The sequence below is a fragment of the Lentzea xinjiangensis genome, from assembly GCF_900110955.1.
Taxonomy (GTDB): domain Bacteria; phylum Actinomycetota; class Actinomycetes; order Mycobacteriales; family Pseudonocardiaceae; genus Lentzea; species Lentzea xinjiangensis.
In genome coordinates this window covers 85,861-103,627 of record NZ_FOFR01000009.1, presented here as the reverse complement: position 1 = coordinate 103,627, position 17,767 = coordinate 85,861, and the positions used below count along the sequence as shown (strand labels likewise).

Below are 17,767 nucleotides of genomic sequence, written 5' to 3'. Positions count from 1 at the left end.
GGCGCCGGACTCCCGCTGCGCCGCGCCCGTGGAACGAGATCGACTGCTCACCGCGGCCGCCGTCGAGCACTGACGCGGAACCGACCGGGCTACGGCTCGACCAGCCGCCGCACGGCGTCCTCGACGGTCCGCCGCCGCACCACGTGGTCCGATCCGGTGGCCGGCGCGCTCGACCACATCGACGCCACCGCCAGCACCAGTTGCAGCACGTGCTCCGGGGAGAACCGCGCCGCCACCAGCCCGCGCGACTGCGCCTCGCGGATCGCCTCGACGTCTCCCGCCCGGTTGACCGTCCCGCGCCGCTCCAGCCGCCGCCAGGTGGCGAGCCGGGCGAACTCGGGGTGCCGGTGGTGCAGCTCGTACAGCCGGGCCGCGTAGCCCGGCAGGTCGAGGGCGTCGAACTCCACCGCCGCCGCGTCCACCACCTCCGACTGCACGGCGTCGAACAGCTCGTCCTTGCCGCCGTAGTAGGTGTAGGCCAGTCCCGCGGAGCACCCGGCGATCCGGGCGATCCGCTCCATCCGCGCGCCGGCGATCCCGTAGGCCGCGAACTCGACGAACGCGGCGTCCAGCAAGCGGCGGCGGGTGCGTTCCCGATCGCGGCTGGGCATGCGGCCAGGCTATGGCGAAGGGGCCGCACCCCTGAAGAGTGCGGCCCCCGGAAGGAGTAGTCACTTGGCCATGTCGAACCAGTTGAAGCCCTCGACCATCTGACGGGTGGTGTCGCTGACGTAGCGCGGGCCGGTCAGCTCCCAGCGCGTCACGGTCCGGTAGGTCCCCGGCTGCTGCGACTCGTCCTCGCGGGTGTTCTCGTCGTCCTTGACCGGGACGTACTCGTTGAGGACCTTCTTGGTCAGCGTGACGTCGAGCGACTCGTACTGCGACTGCGTGTAGAGGTAGTCGCCCTGGCCGCTGTCGGCCGCGCGGCCGGGGTCGGCGAGCTTGAGCTGGATCGTCGACCCGTTGAACGAGCCGGTCGCGGACACCACCGTGACGATGTGGCCACCGCCGCGCTGCAGCGAACCGGCCGCCGGGCCGGCCTTGTAGCGGCCGTACACGAGCTGAAGCGGGCCCTCGTTGAGCTTCTTCGCGAGCTCACCGGCGAAGTCGGGCACGTTGTTGGTGCTCACCACGCCCGTGGAGGTGGTCCAGCCGGCATCGCGGGCGGGCTTGGTCGCGATGTTCCACGCGGTGCGCAGGTTCGTGAGGTTGGTGCCGCCGTCGTACTTCGCGTCGACGCCGATCCGCCAGATCGAGTTGCCGACGACGCTGTAGTCGGCGGGGTCCTTCGGGTCGAGGTTGCCGACCCTGGTGGTGAGCCAGCCGACCGGGGCGGCCTTCTGGTGGCCCCAGTAGTGCAGGACGTTGTAGAGCGACGCGGGGCCGCAGTACGCGCCGCCGTTGCTCTCGAGACCGGCCCGGTGCTGGTCCACGTCGCTGACGCCGCACTTCTTGACGTTGAACTCCGGACCGGTCAGGTCAGCGGCGCCGACGCACGGGGCGGGCGCTCCGATGACCGGGTCCGCCGCCGCGGCGGCGGGAGCGACGACGGCGGTCAGAGCGACGGCGGCGATCAGTGCGTTGCGGATCATTTCGGTGTCCCCTCCTGGCTTTCCCTGTGGTGACACCAGGTTCGCCGGGGCGGACCCCCAAGGGCATGAGGGACGGACCCTCAACCCTCCCGCGGGGAAGTTGGGTGTATCAGGGACACCCCCACGTCGCTCCGCATCAGGCGAGAACGCGGGCCAGGTCCCGGCGACCGGCGATCCCGAGCTTCGTGTAGATCCGGCCGAGGTGGTTCTCGACCGTCTTCGGCGTCACGAACAGCTCCTGCGCGATCTCCCGGTTCGCCCTGCCCGTCGCCGCGAGGTCGGCCACCCGCCGCTCGGACGCCGTGAGCGCCTCCGCGCCCAGCACGACCTGCCGCCTCGGCCGGTCGCCGAGTGCCTCCACCGCCTCGGCCGCCCGCGTGCCCAGCGCCGCCGAGCCGTACTCCCCGGCCAGGTCGATGGCCCGGTGCAACGGCTCGCGCGCGTCCGTCCGCCGCCGTGCCACCCGCAGCGCCTCGCCCAGGTCGGTCAGCGAGCGGGCCAGCTCCAGCCGTGCGGGGGAGCCCTCCAGCACCGACACCGACTCGGTGAGCAGGTCCACCCTCGACTCGGGGCTCGCGTGCGCGAGCAACCGCAGCGCCGCGCCGACCTCCGTCGCCGCTCCCCACCTGCGCGCCACCTCGAGCTGCTCGGCCGCCAGCTCCAGCGCGAGTTCGTGCTCGCCGAGCTGCAACGCCGCCGTCACCGCCGGCGCCCGCCACGGCACCGTCGGCGGGTCCACGTGCACGTGGTGCATGGCATCGCGCTGCCGGTACGCCTCGGCCATCGCGCGCCGGGGGTCGCCCTCCGCCAGCGCGATCAGCGCCCGCACCTGGTGCAGCCAGATCGTCGGCATCGTCGGCCGGGCATGGGCGTGTGCTCCGTCGAACGCCGACACGAACCCGGCGGCGGCGGCGACGTCGCCCCGTTCGAGCGCCGCGTAGACCGCGAAGTGCGTCGAGGTCGCCCGCAGGCTGATCACCTCGGACACCGGGTCCTCGTGCGCGACGGCGGCCAGCGCGCCCTCGGCCTCCGCCTCGACCGCCCGCATGTCGCCGACGCGCCAGTTCAGGAAGAGCGACGCGTTGGCCACCATCGCGAACTCGATCGGCGAGCCGTGCGCCCGCACCTTCAGCCGGGCCCGCTCGATCTCGTGCCGCGCCGTGTCCACGCCGTCCGCCGCCATCAGCGCGAGCAACGCCACCAGCCACGCCACCATCGCGTCCGTGCTGCCCGTGGCGTCGTCGAGGTAGGCACCGTTCGCCAACGCCCGTGTCGCCGTGGCCGCCACCTCGTGGTGCGGCCACACCTCGTAGCGCCCCATCTGCGCGAGGAGGCCGAGCAACGTGCGTTCGTCCGGAGTGCTGCCCGACAGTCCGGCGTAACCGCTGAGGTGCGCGGACGCGACCTGGCGCTGGTCGGGCAGGAAGGAGCGGAAGACCGCCAGGCGTGCCTCCAGGTGCAGCCGCGACTCGCCGTCCGGCCGGGCGGCGATGGCCTCGGTCAGCTCCGCGATCGCCGCCGCCGGGCCCTCCAGCGCGGCCGTCGCCGACGCGGCCGCCGCCACCAGCTCCGCGTCCGGCAGCCCCCGCGCCGCCGCCTTGAGGTGCCGGTGGGCGTTCACCGCGTCGCCGGTGCGCAGCAACGCCCGGCCCAGCTCGGCGCGCAGCCCGGCGTCGTTCGGCTTCTCGTCCACCGCTCTGCCCAGGTGCGCCGCGGCGGTCCGCGCGTCGCCGGCCGCGAGCAACCGCGCCGCGGCCTTCCTCAGCACCTCGGCCGCGTTCGGCAGTGTCCTTTTGGGAGCGTGCATGAGGTGCGCCGCCACCCGGTCGGCCGGCGCGTGCGACTCCCACAGCGCTTTCGCCGCACGCGCGTGCAGCGAGGCGCGCGCGATCGGTCCGAGACCGGTCAGCACCGCTTCGCGCACAACGGGGTGGACGAACTCCAGGTGCTCACCGGTGACGAGCACGTTCGCCGCGGTCAACGCCTCCACCGCGGCCGGGAGATCGCCGACCTCCGCCAGTTCCGCCGCCTGCCACGGGTCCGCGTGGGTGCCGAGGACGGCGACGGCGCCCGCGAGCGCGACGGCCTGGGCGGGCAACCGCCCGAGCGTGGCGCGGAAAACGGTGCTGGGACCGAGCTTGCCGACCTTCCGCGCCGTCGAGGCGTCGTCGAGCGGCAGCCCCAGCGCCGCCAGCTCGTCGACCAGCACGCCGGACAGGAACGGGTTGCCGCCGCTGGCCGCGTGCAGCGCGGTGATCACCTCGGGGTGCCCGCCCACCAGCGCGCCGAGCGCCGCCGCGGTGAGCGGGCGCGGCAGCAGCCGGTCCGCGGCCACGCTGAGCGCCGCGAGCGGCCCGGAGTTGTCCGCGGGTGGCCTGGTCGCGACGACCAGCGCGATCGGCAGGTCGGCGATCCGGCGGGACAGGTAGACGAGGAACTGCAGCGACGAGTGGTCCGCCCAGTGCGCGTCGTCCACCGTGATCAGCAACGGGCGGGTGGAGGAGAGGTCGACCGCGACCCACCACAGCGAGTGCAGCGTGCGGGCCAGCTCGGCCTCGCTCTGGTCGAGCGCCGCGTCGTCCAGGGCCTTGAGCGCCGCCCCGGACGGCCCGGCCAGGATCTTCTCGCGGATCTCGCCGGAGTACCGCGACACCGACCGTTCGACCATCTGCCGGACGACGCCCCACGCCATCGCGCTCTCCAGGGCGTCGCCGACAGCCTGCAACCGGCCGAAACCCCGCTGCTTGGCGAGCTCGCGGCACTCGTGCACGAGCCTGGTCTTGCCGATGCCCGCACGGCCCTCGATGACGACGACGCGGCCCTCACCACGGGTGGCGGCGTCGAGAGCTTCGCGGATGTGCGCGATCTCGTCGTCTCGTTCCAGCGGTTCGCGCACGGAGTGATCGTAGCGGCCATCCGGCGGCCTTCAAGCTGGTCATCGACGGTGCAACCGGGCGACTTGATGCTGCATCGGGGTGAAGATCAGGCCACGCACCCGGTCTGGGTGCTCCCCTCGCCGCCGAACTGCTTCTCGACGAACTGCCTCGCCTGCGCCGGATCGGCCGACAGCCCCTGACCGCTCGTGGTGTCGACGGGGTCGCCGACCGGCAGCGTCGCCGTGCGGATCTCGACCGGCCCCTGGAACCGCTGCGCGAAGGCGAGCACGTCCCACCCCTCGTCGACCCGGACGGACTTCCCCACCTCGGCCGCGAGGGCCAGCGCGTTGTCCTTGCTGATCCTGGCCGCCAGCCCGATCAGGAACGCCTGGTGCCGCCGGACCCGGTCGAGGTCGCCCTGGTGGAGGCCCATGCGCTGGCGCAGGAACGCGAGCGCGTGCTCACCCGAGAGCGTCTGCCGCCCCGCGGGGAAGGAGGCGCCGGTCAGCGGGTCCTCCGTCGCGGCGTGCAGGCAGACGTCGACACCGCCGACGAGCTCGGAGATCCGGCCGAACTCGGCCATCCTGACCGCGGCGTAGTGGTCGACGCGCACCGACGTCAGCCGCTCGACCTCCGCGGTGAGCCGCCGCGGGTCCTGCCGGAACAGCGAGTTGAGCTTGCCGTCGCCGACCTGGATGTCGCGTGGCAGCGACACGGCGCTGACAGACCCGTCACCGCCGAAGCGCGCGAGCACGAGCGCGTCGGTGTTGTCGTGGTCATCGGTGCCGATGAGCAGCACGTTCTGCGGACCGGCCGGAGGCGGCCCCGCCGGCGCGGCATCGGTCTTCCTGAGCGTCGTGGGCACGATGACGGCCGCGGCCGCCGCGGCCACCGTCAACGTCGCGACGCCGACGATCAGCCCGAACGGCTTGCGGCTCTTCCGGCGCTCGCGCAGCCCGGCCAGCACGGTCCCGGCGTCGGCGCGCTCCTCGGCCTCGGCGGCGATGGCCTGGCGGATCAGGTCGTTCACGAGTGCACCCCCAGGGTGGTGGACCGGGCGAGTTCGTGGGCGCGCAACGTCTGCAGCGCCCGGGACAGCTGACTGCGCACAGTGGACTCCGTGCACCCGAGCACCTGCGCGATCTCCGCGTCACCGCAGTCCTCGTAGAACCGCAGCACCAACGCGGCACGTTGTTTGCGCGGCAGCACGGCGATCCGTGCGCGCATGGCCTCGCGTTCAACGTGCGCGTCAGCCGGATCGGCCATCGACGGCACGTGCCTGGCCAGCTCAGCGCGTTCCACGGCGATCTCACGCGCGGCCTTGCGGTGACGCCACGACAGGTAGTCGTTGGTCACCATGCGCTTCACGTAGAGGTAGGGAGCATCCATCGCTCCGATGCGCTCCCACTTGCTCTGCGCGCGCATGAGTACGTTCTGCACGATGTCCTGTGCCAGGTGCTTGTCGCAGGTGATCGCGGTGGCGTACCTCAGCAGCCGGTCCAGCCGATCAGCGACGAACTGGTCGAACCCCACGCCGCCCCCTTCTTCTCGTGGTCGTGTGCGGTTCGGGAAACCACCTCGCTGCCTCGGTTCGCTGCATCGACTTCTGTGGCCTGGGTCACACTGGTTATGTCGTCCGCCTGCTCAGCACGATCTCGTGCACGCGAGCGGCCGCAACCGCGGGGCTCTCGTGCTCCCACACGCGCACGGCCAGCCAGCCGGCGTCTGCCAGCTTCCGGTCCGTGTCGAGGTCGCGCCGGCGGTTGGTCTCGATCTTCGTCCGCCAGAACTCGGCGTTGTTCTTGGGCCACGTCGCGTGCTCGGGGCACCCGTGCCAGAAGCAGCCGTCGACGAACACCGCGACCTTCGCCGAGGTGAAGACGATGTCGGCTTCCCGCCGCACGCCCTGCACCGGTCTGCGGTGCACCCGGTAGCGCAGCCCGCCGGCGAACAGCGCCCGGCGCAGTTCGACCTCGATCCGCGTGTCGCGGGTCTTCTGCTTGCTCATCCGGGCCCGCACGCCCGGCGCGGTCTCGAGCGGCTCCACGCCGGGCATTCTCCCTCGGCCGAGCTCAGAGCTTGCGGCCGAGCCCGACGTAGACGTCCTCGGGACCGCCCTCTCCCGCCGGGCCGAGCTCCGGGTGCCACTTCGGCGCCGGGACGATGCCCGGCTGGAGCACCTCCATGCCCGCGAACATCGGTTCGAACTCCGCGAACGAACGGAAGTACATGGGGTCGCTGCTGTGCTTCATGGCCTCGACGACGCCGCCCATCTCCTCGGGCTTGAAGTCGGCGGTGAGGTGCGAGAGCGCGACCAGGCTGCCGGACGGCATGGCGTCGAGGTAGCGGGCGACGATCCCGGCGGGGCCCTTGGCGTCCGGCACGAAGTGCAGCACCGCGACGATGAGCAGGCCGACGGGCCGGGAGAGGTCGATCAGGTCCTTCACGACCGGGTCGGCCAGCACGTCCTGCGGCCGGCACATGTCCGCCTGCACGACGCCCGCGTTGTCGTTGCCCTCCAGGATGAGCTGGCTGTGCGAGACCGCCACCTCGTCGTGGTCGACGTAGACGACCCGTGCGTCCGGGTTCTCCTGCTGCACGATCTCGTGGACGTTGCCGACCGTGGGGATGCCCGAACCCAGGTCCAGGAACTGGGTGATGCCCTGCTCGAGCATCAGCAGGACCGCACGGCGCATGAACGAGCGGTTCGACGAGGCGATGGCGCGGCCGTCGCGCAGGATCTGCAGCACCTTCTCGCCGACCGCGCGGTCCGACGCGAAGTTGTGGCCACCTCCCAGGAGGAAGTCGTAGACCCGTGCCGCGCTCGGCACGTCCGTGTTGATCCCGGCGGGTACCCAAGAGAAAGGCTCGGACATGGGGGAGAACCTACCCGTGTGCGCGCAGGCGTGTGGCGCCTCGGATCGGGTGATGTGCGTCAGCCGGATCGTGCGAAACGGGCCGAGATCTGTTCCACCAGGACCGAGGCGCCCGCGACCCGCGCTTCGTCCGCGAGCCACCGGAGCTGGTCGTCGGCGCGCACCGAACGCAGGTGCACCGCACCGGCCAGCGCGCTTTCGGCGAATGCCCTGGCAGCGGCCGTGTTCCCGACGGCGAGGTGGTTGCGGGCCAACGCGGTCAACGTCATCGTGCGGGCCCGGACGCGGTTTTCGCCGTACGTGCTCACCTTCGTCGTGAGCGAGGCGATGGCCCGCTCGGGCTCGCTCAGGTCGCGCCGGTCGGCCCACGAGTTGTGCGCGGCCACCAGTCCGAGCTGGAACGCCTTCACCGCGTCGTCGGGTGCGTTGTGGTGCAGGAACATCCGGCCCGCGCGCGTGAGCACGGAGGCGATCAGCGCCTCGTTCTCCGCCTGCCGCGCCAGGGTCAGCGCGCGCTCGAAGTGCGGCAGCGCCGTGCCGGGCAGGCCGCTGTCGAACGCGGTCCAGCCCGCCAGCTCGTGCACCTCGGCGACGGCCGTCCACATCTCCTCGTCACCGATGACGATCATCGGTTCCACCAGGGCGAGGTGCTCCAGAACGGAGCCGTGGCAGGCGACCCCGCCGTACTGCTGGTCCAGCGCGCGCAGCGCTCGTGTGCGTGCCGCTATGGCCGACGGCTCGATGCGGCTCGCCGGCATCCCGGCGGGCAGCCAGTCGAACGTGGGTGCGCCCACCGTGATCCGGGCCGCGTGCTCGAGGAACCGTTGCCGCGCGGAGGCGTTCTCCTGCACCAGCTCCGCGGCCTCGGGGAAGCCGTCGGCCACGGCGACCGAGCACCAGTGCTCGGCTTCGGCGACCTCGCCGAGCGCGAACAGCGCCCGCGCGAGCCGCACGGCGGCGTCACCGAGGTGCTGGTCGGCGGCGACGCGGAAGTGCAGGGCGGCCTCGCGCGGGTTCCCGGCGCCCTCCGCGGCCTCACCGAGGCGGTAGATCCGCTCGACGGCCTCGTCGAGCTCGAACCGGGCCAGCAGGTCACTCATCACTGCCTCCGAGAATCCGCCGCAGCTCGGCCCGGCCGCGGGTGAGGTGCGTCCGCACGGTCGACTCGCCGACCACGAGCACCGAGGCGATCTCGCTGACGGAGTAGCCGAGCAGGTGGTGCAGGGCCACCACCTCGCGGTGCCTCGGGGAGAGCTCGCGCAGGGCGGAGTGCAGCGCCTCCAAGTTATGCACGGGTTCGGCGACGTCGGGCATCGCGACCAGCGGTGTTTCGCGCTCGTACCGCTGTTGCCAGCGGCGCATCAGCCGGATGGCGACCTTCAGCACCCACGCCTCGGGCTTGTCGTACGTGCTGATGTCGGCCCAACGGTGCCGTGCGATCACCAGCGCGTCCTGCGCCACGTCGTCCACCGCGCGGGTGTCACCGGTCAGCGCCGTCAACGTCCTGGTCAGGACGGGCAGGCAGGCGGCGGAAGAACTCGGCGAAGCCCTGGTCCGGCTCCGATGCGCTCAACGGCCTTCCCCTTCAACGTCCGCCGGTGTCCTTCACCGCCCTCAGGCGACCTTCACCGGTGACAGGCGCTGAAGCCGCGAAAGGCTGAGTCCGACACGCACGTTCACCCGATCGGCGCTATCAGGGGAGGAGGTGCCGGAACGCGGCGACGAGCAACATGCGTTGCCGGTCGACGTCGAACCCCTCGCCGTCCTCGTCGTCCGGGTGCGGCTCCTCGCCGGTGTGGCCGAGCGGCTCGACGCGGACGGCGATGTCGACCACGCCGGATGGCAGCTCCACAACGGACTCGTCAGCCGGGATCGACTCGTTCTGCCGGTAGAGCTCGTAGGAGAAGCGCATCCCGGTGGTGCCGTCGAACGTGGCCTGCTCGGTCGGCAGCCGCAACGCGTCGAACACCGTCCGGTACAGCTCGGCGCCCGTCACGTGCAGCGGCGTCATGACGATGTGGGTGACGCCGAGGTCGTGGCTGCGCACCGAGATCGCGACGGCCGGGCCGTGCGGCGCGGGCGGCACTGGCTGCGGGAACACCGGTAGCTCCGACTTGCGGTCCGCGCGCCAGGTCGCGACGAGCCGCTCGGCCGCGTCGAAGAGGTCGAAGTGCTTGCGCGGCACGAGGAGCGGCGGCAGCGGTTCCTCGTCGAGCCGCACGATGAACGGGAAGGCCCGCCGCCGGGTCAGCTCGAGCGCGAAGGCCGTGGTCCACTCCTCCGTGACGAACCTGCGGTGCGCGGTGTTCGCCGACCACAGCAGGACGTGGTAGTCGGAGGGCGCCAAGGCTTCGGCGACGGTGGCGGCCGCCATGTCGCCGGGTGCTGTCCCGTCCTCGTCGAGGTAGGCGTTGACGTTGCGGGCCTCCAGGTCGGCGCGCAGCTTCTCGGCGTGCGCGCGATCCTCGCCCGCGAACGACAGGAACACCTTGGGACGGGTTTCGAGCGGCACGGGTTCTCCGATCTTCCTGAGTCTTCTGCGGAGCGGGCCCGCTGCTGTCTGAACGCCCGCGTCGCCGTGCAGGGACCAGCACGCCCAGTCGGCCGGGTGCCGGTCGGAGACCTCGCCCAGGGCGCGTTGCAGGGCCTGGTCGCGGGGCAGTGCGGCCAGGTGCCGGTCGAACGCGGCGAGCACCTTCCCCGCCGCGTCGTCATCGGCGGCCCAGCGCGCCGAGAGCACCGCTCCCGCGCCCGCGGTGATGGCCGCGCGGGCGAAGCCGGCCTCGCACGCGCCGAGCACCACCGTGCCGCAAGTGCTGAAGTCCATGTCCGCCAACGCTTCTTCGGACACCCGCGTGTCACCGAACTCCAGCCACGACTGATCGCGGTTGATGTGGTCGTGCGCGCTGCGGGCGTTGATGCGGACGCGGTGGAAGCGGTGTTCGCTCAAGGCCCGTGCCAGGTCCGCGGCCTCGGCGAAGGTCGCCGACTCGTCGCCCCTCTGCTTGCGGGAGCGGCGTTTCAGCACCGGCAGCGCGGACAGCCGCGGCAAGGTCGACAGCGCGTGCGTGACGCCCAGGAAGTGGTCGGTGCCGGGAACCGGCAGGCCGGCGAGCGGGAGGCCGGCGAGGAGCTCGCCCACCACCACGGCGATCCGGGTGGTCTTCGGCGGCAGGGCCGCGACGACGTCCTCCACCGCGATCAACGCGGTCAGCTCGATCACCAGCGCGCCGAGGACCGCCTGGTCGTACCGGGGTTTCCAGGTCCTGAGGCGGCGGATCGTGGCGGTGAGGTCGCTGATGTGGACGTCGGTCGTGACGTGAGTCGTCGTCCGGCGGCTGATGATCACGTGGTGGAGCTGGCCGGGTGTCGCGTGCACCATCCACACGGCCTGGTCGCGGGGCAGGTGCCTGGTCGTCTTGCCGAGCCACCGCCTGGCCGCGCGCAGGTCGGTGAACCGCGGGAGGTCCTCGGATCCGCCACGTGCGGCCTCGATCGCGACCACCAGCCCCGCCAACGCTTTCCGGCCGTCACGCCGTAATCGGCGCACCGCGGCGAGCACGCGGCCGTCGTCCTCGTCCGGCGCGGCGCGCAGCATCCGCAGCCTGGCGCTCGGGCCGTGCTGCTGACCGGCGATGTCCTTCTCCAGGTCGTAGGCCTCGATCCAGTGCCGCACGGCTTGGTCTTCGTCGCCGATGTCGGCGTGCGCGTCACCGAGTTTGCGCAGCGCCAGCGCTTTCAGCTCGGCGTGGTCCGCGCGGCTCGCGGCGGTGCGGAAGTGGTGGACGGCCCGGTCGAGCAGGCCCGCGGCGTACGCGAGCTCGGCCGCGGTGAGGTGCCAGAGGGCGGAGTTCCCCTCACCCAGCAGGCCTTCCGCCTTGAGCAGCTCGCCGTCGGCGACCAACCGGCGGACGTGCAGCAGGCGGCGTTCGAGGCCGAGCGCGCGGGTGCCGTCCGGGAGCTTCGAGATCACCTCCGGTCCCGCCGTGGCCACGAGCAGCGGGAAGAGCTTGCGCGCCGCGCCCGCCTGCCGGGTCAGCACCAGCAGGACGGTCAGCTCGTGCAGGACGGGGAACCGCAGCGCGGGCTCGACCTGGTAGGCGGTGGCGCACCTGGTCATCAGCGCCAGCGCCTCGTCGTACCGGATCTCCCGCCGCAGCGCCGCCGCCCGGTGCAGGTACTCGGCGGGGGTGCGCGGGGACCGGCCCTCGATCTGGGGCACCCGCGTGCCCCTGCGCACGTCCAGCAGGAGCCGGTCCCTGCCGACGTCTTCGAGGTGCTCGCGGCGCCCGGCCCGGCGGAAGTGCCGTTCCGCGGCGTCCAGCTCGCTCTCCGCCGTCGGGTGGTCGCAGCGGTCCGCGGCGGCCAGGGCGGCCACCCGTGCGAGCACCGCCTGCTGGAGCTCGGTGAGCCGGCGCTTGCGCAGCTCGCGAACCTCCTGCGCCGCCGCGGCGTGGTCGGTCGCGGCACTGCGGATCCGGGCCCTGAGGATCCTGAGCTCGGTGTCGTCGCTGCTGATCAGGTACTCGTCGCAGCGCTGGGCGGCTCTGCCGAGCGCGCCGAGCGCGAGCAGGGCGGCGCAGTGGTCGTGGGCGACGGCCGGGCTGATCTTCGCGGCCCTCGCGTAGGCGAGGTCGACCCCGAGCACGTTGCCGCGCAGGGCAGCCGACCGAGCCGCCTTGATCGCTTTCGCCAGGGGCGTGCCTGGCCCGATTTCCATCCGGTCCGCCGTCACGTCGCGAATCTCCAGCGTGGACAGGTGTGTCACGGTGGCGCGGAATGCGCTCGGCGGTGCTCGATCGGCGCATGGACACTCCTCCGTGCGTCGCAGGTTAACGATCCAGACGGCCCACAAATCGTTTGTCCACTTTCTGTCAACGAATCGCCCGAACGATCTTGTCGGTGCTCGTCGGCACACTGGGTCCACCACCGATCCGAGGAGACCACCATGTGCTCAGACTGCGACCACCCCGCCAGCCGCGTGGAAGAACACCTGGCCACGCTGCGCCGCTGCATCGACGCGCGGGGCTGGGCCGTCCAAGCCGTGGAACGAGACCGCGCCCACCCGCCCTGGGCCTACACCGTGGGCCTCACCCCGCGCGGCCTGCCCGAGCTGGTCGTGACGGGCATGGCCGTTCTCGCGGCGGGCCGCCTCCTCGACGACACGGCCGAACACCTCGTCCACACCTGCGTGCCGTCCGCGGGACAGCGCTTCAGCCTGCCGGGCGGGCCGTTGCTGGAGGTCGTGCGGGTGGCGCGACCGTGGGCGCACCTGCTGGTGTCCGCGCGGTTGTACGGGGAAGGGATCGACGCCTTGCAGCTCGTGCACGCCGATGAGGGCGGGCGGTGGCCCTGGGACCGCGACTACGCCGGAGTGCCGGGCGGGCAGCCGGTGCTGGGCGTGAGGGCTGGGCGGCGGGGCGGGTGAGGGGCGCCGGGGCGGGGTTTGGTCACATCGGGAGGGGCCTCGCCTCTGCGGTCGGCTCATGGGCGGCATCGGCTTGCGGGCCAGGGCGCGGCCGGGTGCTCCCACGGGAGACGGGATGTCGGCGCGGTGCGGGTGAGCGGTGTCCTGGTTGGTCGGGTCGCGGGCACATCGGCTCTGCTGCTGCGTTGAGGAGTTGCCTCGCGAGTGGGTGCCGATCGGCTCTGGCACCTCGTCGAACCGGCCCGCTCACCGTTGGCCGGCCACCCTCGCACCACCCGGCACCTTCCGTGCCCAGGCCCCCGCTGAACCGCCGAGAAGCCGTCCCTATCCCACCGACCGCCCGATCCGCTGCCCGAGCTCCCGGAGGTGGTCCACCAGCTCGACCGGCCCGTGCACGGTGAACTCGCACCCCAGCAGGGTGAGCCGGAACGCGAGGTACTCGATGGTGTCCTCGACGCTGTGCCACGAGCAGGAGCCGTCGTCGAGGGCGGTCAGGTCGCCGACGAAGTCCGCCAGTCGTGCCCGTGCCAGCTCCACGGGCAGGCGCAGGGTCGCGCGGGCCCGGTAGGTCGGGGCCGTGTCGTACATCTTCTGCGTCACGTACTCCGTCGCGTCCCCGCCCGGCGGCACGCGGGGTGGGAACCGCGTCCCGGTGGCCAGGGCCGAGGAGATGCGGTCCAGCCGGAAGATGCGCCAGTCATCACGGTCCACGTCATGGGCGAGGAGGTACCAGCGCCGGCCGAGCGCTACCAGTCGCACGGGTTCGACGTGCCGCTTCGCGACCACGTTCTCGTTCGTCACGTAGGCGAACCGCACCCGTTCGCGGGCTGACACGGCGGCGGCGATCACCGCGAGCTGCGCCGGGTCGACCAGCGCGGCGAACGAGGCCGCGGAGGTGGCGGTGGCCGACGTCAGCGACGAGACCCGCCGGGCCAGCCGGGGCGGCAGCACCTGCTGGAGCTTCGCGAGCGCCCGCAGGGACGCCTCGGCGATGCCCGCCACCGGTTGCCTGGCTGCCGTGCGCAGGCCGACCGCGACGGCGACGGTCTCCTCGTCGTCGAGCAGCAGCGGGGGCATCGCCGTGCCCGCGACGAGCCGGTAGCCACCGAGCGCGCCCATCGAGGCCTCGACGGGGTAGCCGAGGTCGCGCAGGCGGTCGACGTCGCGGCGCACGGTGCGCGAGGTGACGCCCAGCCGGTCGGCCAGCTCGCTGCCGGGCCACTCCCGGGACGTCTGGAGCAACGACAGCAGGCGCAACAACCGGGCCGCATCACTCATGGCACCAACCTAGGCCCGATGTAGGACCGGAGCCGTCCTACATCGGTCCTACGGTCTCGCCAGGAGAAGAGGAGAGACCGATGAACGTTGTACCCGAGGGCTACCACACCGTGACGCCGTGGCTGATCACCCGCGGCCACACGGCCGAACTGATCGACTTCATCGTCGGCGTCTTCGACGCGACCGAGATCGGGCGCGTCGGCGAGGCGCCGCGGATCGGCCACGCCGAGGTGCGCATCGGCGACTCGGTGGTGATGTTGTTCGACCAGCCCGACTGGCCGGCCACCCCGGCGTTCCTGCGCCTGTACGTCGAGGACGACGCGGCGACGCTCGCCAGAGCCACGGCCAGAGGCGCCACCACGGTCACCGAGCCGACCGAGCTGTTCTGGGGTGACCGGGTCAGCCGGTTCGCCGACCCGTTCGGCAACCTGTGGTGGCTGCACCAGCGCGTCGCCGAGCCGACGGGCGAGGAGATGAACGCCAGGATGGGGGATCCGGCGTTCCAGGAAGCCATGAACTACGTGCAGAGCGTGGACTTCACTCCGCGGAGGTGACCCGCTCGCGCTCGGCCGCGGTCAGCGTCGGCTCCGGCGGCGCTGACCTCCGGGGCCCGCGCATGGTCGCCCACACCACCTTCGGGCTCATCAGGTTCGCCATCGGCGCGGACAGCGTGAACGCGTCGATGAACGCCCGCGTCACCGGGGCCTCCGTCGTCGCCGTGCGCACCAGCCGGTCCACGTAGCGCTGCAACACCCTGCCCAGCAACGGCAGCGGCTTGCCGACCGCGCCGGGGTAGAGGATGTCCTGGTTCGTGGCCATCGCCCACGCCCCGTCGACCACCCTGCCGATGTCGCGCTGGATCCGCTGCGCGCCGTGGCCCGCCGCGAGACCGGCGTCCAGCGCCTGCGCGCTCTGCGCCGCGATCGACATCCCGTGCCCGTACACGGGGTTGTAGGTCGCCACCGAGTCGCCCAGCGCCAGCAGCCCGGAGGGCCAGGACTTCGCGCGCTCGAAGAAGTTCCGCCGGTTCGCGGTGCTGTGCGAGCCGTACACCGGTGAGAGCGCCTCCGCCGAGGAGATCAGGTCACCCACCACGGGATTGCGCACGGACCGCGCGAAGGCCACGAACTCCGACTCGTCGGTCGACGGCTCACCGCCGCGCGTCCCGGACAGCGTGACCAGCCAGCGGCCGTCCTCGATCGGCAGCAGCGTCGCCGTGCACCCCGGATGCGGGTCACGCGGGTTCGCCTGCACGTTGACGATCGGAAAACCCGAGGCGGCCGACGGCGGCGCGCGGAAGATCCGCGTGGCGTAGGCGAGTCCGGAGTCGACCGACTCGGAGTGGACCGGGGGCAGGCCGAGCTCGGCCAGCCAGGACGGCAGCCGCGAGCCCCGCCCGGTCGCGTCCACGACGAGGTTCGCCTCCAGCGTGATCCGCTCGCGCGAGATCCGGTCCTCGACCAGCACCCCGGTCACCGCCTGCCGGTCACCGGGCAACGACACCGGCTCCGTCCCGGTCAGCACCGAAATCTTGTTGTCCCGCAACGCCTGGCTGCGCACCACCCAGTCCAGCAGCGTGCGGCTGCACGAGACGATGAACTGCATCTCCGGGAACCGCGGCACCCATCCCTGGGCGCTCAGCGACACCAGGTCGTTCGGCACCCCGATCCGGTGCGCGCCGGCGGCGACCAGCGCGTCCAGCGTGCCGGGCAGCAGCGCGTCGATCGCCCGCGCGCCACCGGACATCAGCAGGTGCGCGTGCCGGGCCTGGGGCACGCCGGACCGGGGTGCCGGCCCGTCCGGCAGCTTGTCCCGCTCCACCACCGTGACCTCGTCGAAGTGCCGGACGAGGACGGACGCCGTGAGCATGCCCGAGAGCCCTCCGCCCAGGACAACGGCGTGTGTGGGTGCCATCTAGTCGATTCCCCCTGCTGCTTCGGCGCGGGCCGCGTCGGCGACGGCGGCGTCCACGATCGGCGAGTGCCGGTACGCGCGGGAGATCCGCACCCACCTGTCGTGCTCGGCGGTGAGGTCCGTGCCGTCGACGATCTCCGCGGCCGGCCGGCGCTGGGCGGGCCGCGACCGCCCGCCGGAGGTGCCCGCCGCCCGCAGTTGCGCGGCCTCCACGACCGCGGCCACCTCGTCCTGGGGCAGCGCCGCCTGGCGCGCCAGTGACGTCGCGGCCTCGCCCACGCTCAGGTCGAAGTACGGCGTGAGCGCCCAGCGCCAGTCGTTCAGCTCGATGATCTGCCGGCGCACCCGGTGGTGCGGGTTGAGGAACTTGCCGGGCGCCACCAGGACGATGCCGGGGTTCACGTGCACCAGCGCCCTGTGCAGCGGCCGCAACGCGAAGTAGGTCCGCCAGCGCCGCAGCCACAGCGAGGGCGACGGTCGGCGCGGCCCGAACACCGGCAGCGCCATCGCGATCACCAGCGGGAAGATCGACAGCGACGCCATCAGGGGCGCGGTCAGGCTCAGCACGTCGAAGCTGCGCTCGCCAGCCCAGTCCATCAACAGCACGAAGAGCTTGATGACCGCGAACGCCACCGGGAAGAGCCCGGCGAAGCAGTACCAGCGCAGGCCGCGCGCGAGCCACGGCCGTGCGGAGATCGCCTCGTCGCGCGCGCCCTGCCAGCAGTGGTACGCCTGGCCACCGCAGCCGACGCCGGTCGCCACGAGGTAGACGAACAGGAACACCGCCACCGTCGGCTGCGTGGCGTAGAACGTGTCGAAGTCGACCTGCCGCTCTTCCCCGACCTCGGACTTGAAGAACAGCACGACCATCGCCGCGACGATCGACCCGTAGCCGACGAGGATCAGCCGGACCCGCTGCCACGCCTGGGCGGCCGGGTAGCGCCAGTACAGCACCAGCGCGAACGACGCACCCGCGAAGCACACCACCAGGCTGTAGACGAGCAACGCGGCGAAGTTCGGGATGCCGCTGACCCAGTTGATCCAGGTGACGTTCGCGGGCGCGGCGAGGAGCACGGCGAACGCCGAGAAGAACACGGTGGAGATCAACGCGACCACTCGCGGGCTGCCCCAGCCGGCCCGCAGGGCGCGGATCTTGTACGCGAGCAGGAGCAGGCCGACCACACCGCACGAGAGGTAGATCAGGTTAAAGATCGCCACGACGCACCCAGCGGGATCTTCCTTCGAGGGACTCGGCGACCCGCCGCACGTGCGCGGGCTCCTCGGAAGCGGCCGTGTCGGCCCACACCCGGTGTTCGGTCAGGCGTTCGAGCAGGTGGTCGGCGAGGTTCTCCGCCTCGCGCTCCTCGTCCTCGGTGAGCGTCGTCCGGCCGGCGATGATCTTCGCCATGCGCGGCAGCAGGTGCGGCGCGAGCCTGCGCATGCCCTCGTCGCGGCTCAGCGCGACGGGCTGGTGGGCGAGCAGCACGTGCGCGAACTCGTGCAGCAGCACGTGCAGGCGGTGGTACCAGGACGGGGAGTCCGCGCAGATCACGAGGTACGTGCCGTTCTCGAGCAACGCGGTCGCGCCGCTGAGGCACACCGCGTTCGTGATGGCGGCGAAGCGCACGTCGACCCGGCGTCCCAGGCGTTCGCTCATCAGCTCGCAGACCCGGCGGCTCGCGTCCCGGTGCGTGGCGTCGGGCGGCAGGTCCAGGTCGCGCGCGACCTCGTCGACCAGCCTGCGCAGTTTCCTGCGGTTCACCCGTCGCCTCCTCTCGATGTCGTCTGCAGCGGCCCACGCGG

16 protein-coding genes are annotated in these 17,767 nt (G+C 72.3%); 2 read left to right on the top strand and 14 right to left on the bottom strand.

What is annotated here, in order from left to right:
• Positions 1-89 precede the first annotated feature (89 nt).
• The 10 genes from BMW88_RS20400 to BMW88_RS20355 form a co-directional block, all read right to left on the bottom strand.
• Positions 90-611, bottom strand: a complete 522-nt coding sequence (locus tag BMW88_RS20400; RefSeq protein ID WP_089952910.1) for a TetR/AcrR family transcriptional regulator — start codon at positions 609-611, stop codon at positions 90-92.
• Positions 612-671: 60 nt separating this feature from the next.
• Positions 672-1,592 carry a hypothetical protein gene (locus tag BMW88_RS20395; RefSeq protein ID WP_089952908.1) on the bottom strand — a complete coding sequence of 307 codons (921 nt, stop codon included), beginning with the start codon at positions 1,590-1,592 and terminating at the stop codon, positions 672-674.
• A gap of 136 nt (positions 1,593-1,728) precedes the next feature.
• Entirely contained in the window at positions 1,729-4,488 is a 2,760-nt protein-coding gene (locus BMW88_RS20390; RefSeq protein ID WP_089952906.1) for a helix-turn-helix transcriptional regulator, read from the bottom strand.
• Between the two features lie 86 nt (positions 4,489-4,574).
• Positions 4,575-5,498 carry an LCP family protein gene (locus BMW88_RS20385; RefSeq protein ID WP_177221208.1) on the bottom strand — a complete coding sequence of 308 codons (924 nt, stop codon included), beginning with the start codon at positions 5,496-5,498 and terminating at the stop codon, positions 4,575-4,577.
• Positions 5,495-6,001 (bottom strand): SigE family RNA polymerase sigma factor, encoded by a 507-nt coding sequence (locus tag BMW88_RS20380; protein WP_089952902.1) that lies wholly within the window; start codon positions 5,999-6,001, stop codon positions 5,495-5,497. The genes BMW88_RS20385 and BMW88_RS20380 overlap by 4 nt, the downstream gene beginning before the upstream one ends.
• A gap of 94 nt (positions 6,002-6,095) precedes the next feature.
• The gene (locus BMW88_RS20375; protein ID WP_245777929.1) at positions 6,096-6,524 is read right to left on the bottom strand and encodes a very short patch repair endonuclease; all 429 of its coding nucleotides are present in this window, start codon (positions 6,522-6,524) and stop codon (positions 6,096-6,098) included.
• 16 nt (positions 6,525-6,540) lie between these two features.
• Complete coding sequence (locus BMW88_RS20370) at positions 6,541-7,344, bottom strand: SAM-dependent methyltransferase (protein ID WP_089952900.1); 804 nt, start codon at positions 7,342-7,344, stop codon at positions 6,541-6,543.
• A gap of 59 nt (positions 7,345-7,403) precedes the next feature.
• Positions 7,404-8,444 (bottom strand): tetratricopeptide repeat protein, encoded by a 1,041-nt coding sequence (locus BMW88_RS20365; protein WP_089952899.1) that lies wholly within the window; start codon positions 8,442-8,444, stop codon positions 7,404-7,406.
• Complete coding sequence (locus BMW88_RS20360; RefSeq protein ID WP_281249426.1) at positions 8,437-8,856, bottom strand: sigma-70 family RNA polymerase sigma factor; 420 nt, start codon at positions 8,854-8,856, stop codon at positions 8,437-8,439. Before BMW88_RS20360 ends, BMW88_RS20365 begins: the two co-directional genes overlap by 8 nt.
• 181 nt (positions 8,857-9,037) lie before the next feature.
• A complete protein-coding gene (locus BMW88_RS20355) occupies positions 9,038-12,112 on the bottom strand; it encodes a TIR domain-containing protein (RefSeq protein ID WP_089952895.1) in 3,075 nt (1,024 codons plus the stop codon).
• A gap of 180 nt (positions 12,113-12,292) precedes the next feature.
• On the opposite strand from BMW88_RS20355, the gene BMW88_RS20350 reads away from it, so the two are divergent.
• Positions 12,293-12,772 (top strand): DUF4262 domain-containing protein, encoded by a 480-nt coding sequence (locus BMW88_RS20350; protein WP_089952893.1) that lies wholly within the window; start codon positions 12,293-12,295, stop codon positions 12,770-12,772.
• 324 nt (positions 12,773-13,096) lie between these two features.
• Here BMW88_RS20350 and BMW88_RS20345 read toward each other — a convergent pair whose 3' ends face one another.
• Positions 13,097-14,050, bottom strand: coding sequence for a helix-turn-helix transcriptional regulator (locus tag BMW88_RS20345; RefSeq protein WP_089952891.1), 954 nt, complete (start codon positions 14,048-14,050; stop codon positions 13,097-13,099).
• A gap of 80 nt (positions 14,051-14,130) precedes the next feature.
• Between BMW88_RS20345 and BMW88_RS20340 the strand changes: the two genes are divergently transcribed.
• On the top strand, positions 14,131-14,604 hold the full coding sequence (locus BMW88_RS20340; protein ID WP_089952889.1) for a VOC family protein: 474 nt from the start codon (positions 14,131-14,133) through the stop codon (positions 14,602-14,604).
• On the opposite strand, the gene BMW88_RS20335 is transcribed toward BMW88_RS20340, so the two are convergent.
• Genes BMW88_RS20335 through BMW88_RS20325 form a run of 3 tightly spaced genes read right to left on the bottom strand, consistent with a single transcriptional unit; the run spans position 14,588 to position 17,726 of the window.
• On the bottom strand, positions 14,588-15,964 hold the full coding sequence (locus BMW88_RS20335) for an NAD(P)/FAD-dependent oxidoreductase (RefSeq protein WP_089952888.1): 1,377 nt from the start codon (positions 15,962-15,964) through the stop codon (positions 14,588-14,590). The genes BMW88_RS20340 and BMW88_RS20335 overlap by 17 nt on opposite strands.
• Positions 15,965-17,182 carry an MAB_1171c family putative transporter gene (locus BMW88_RS20330; protein ID WP_089952886.1) on the bottom strand — a complete coding sequence of 406 codons (1,218 nt, stop codon included), beginning with the start codon at positions 17,180-17,182 and terminating at the stop codon, positions 15,965-15,967.
• A complete protein-coding gene (locus BMW88_RS20325) occupies positions 17,169-17,726 on the bottom strand; it encodes a hypothetical protein (RefSeq protein WP_089952884.1) in 558 nt (185 codons plus the stop codon). The genes BMW88_RS20330 and BMW88_RS20325 overlap by 14 nt, the downstream gene beginning before the upstream one ends.
• Between the last annotated feature and the right edge of the window lie 41 nt (positions 17,727-17,767).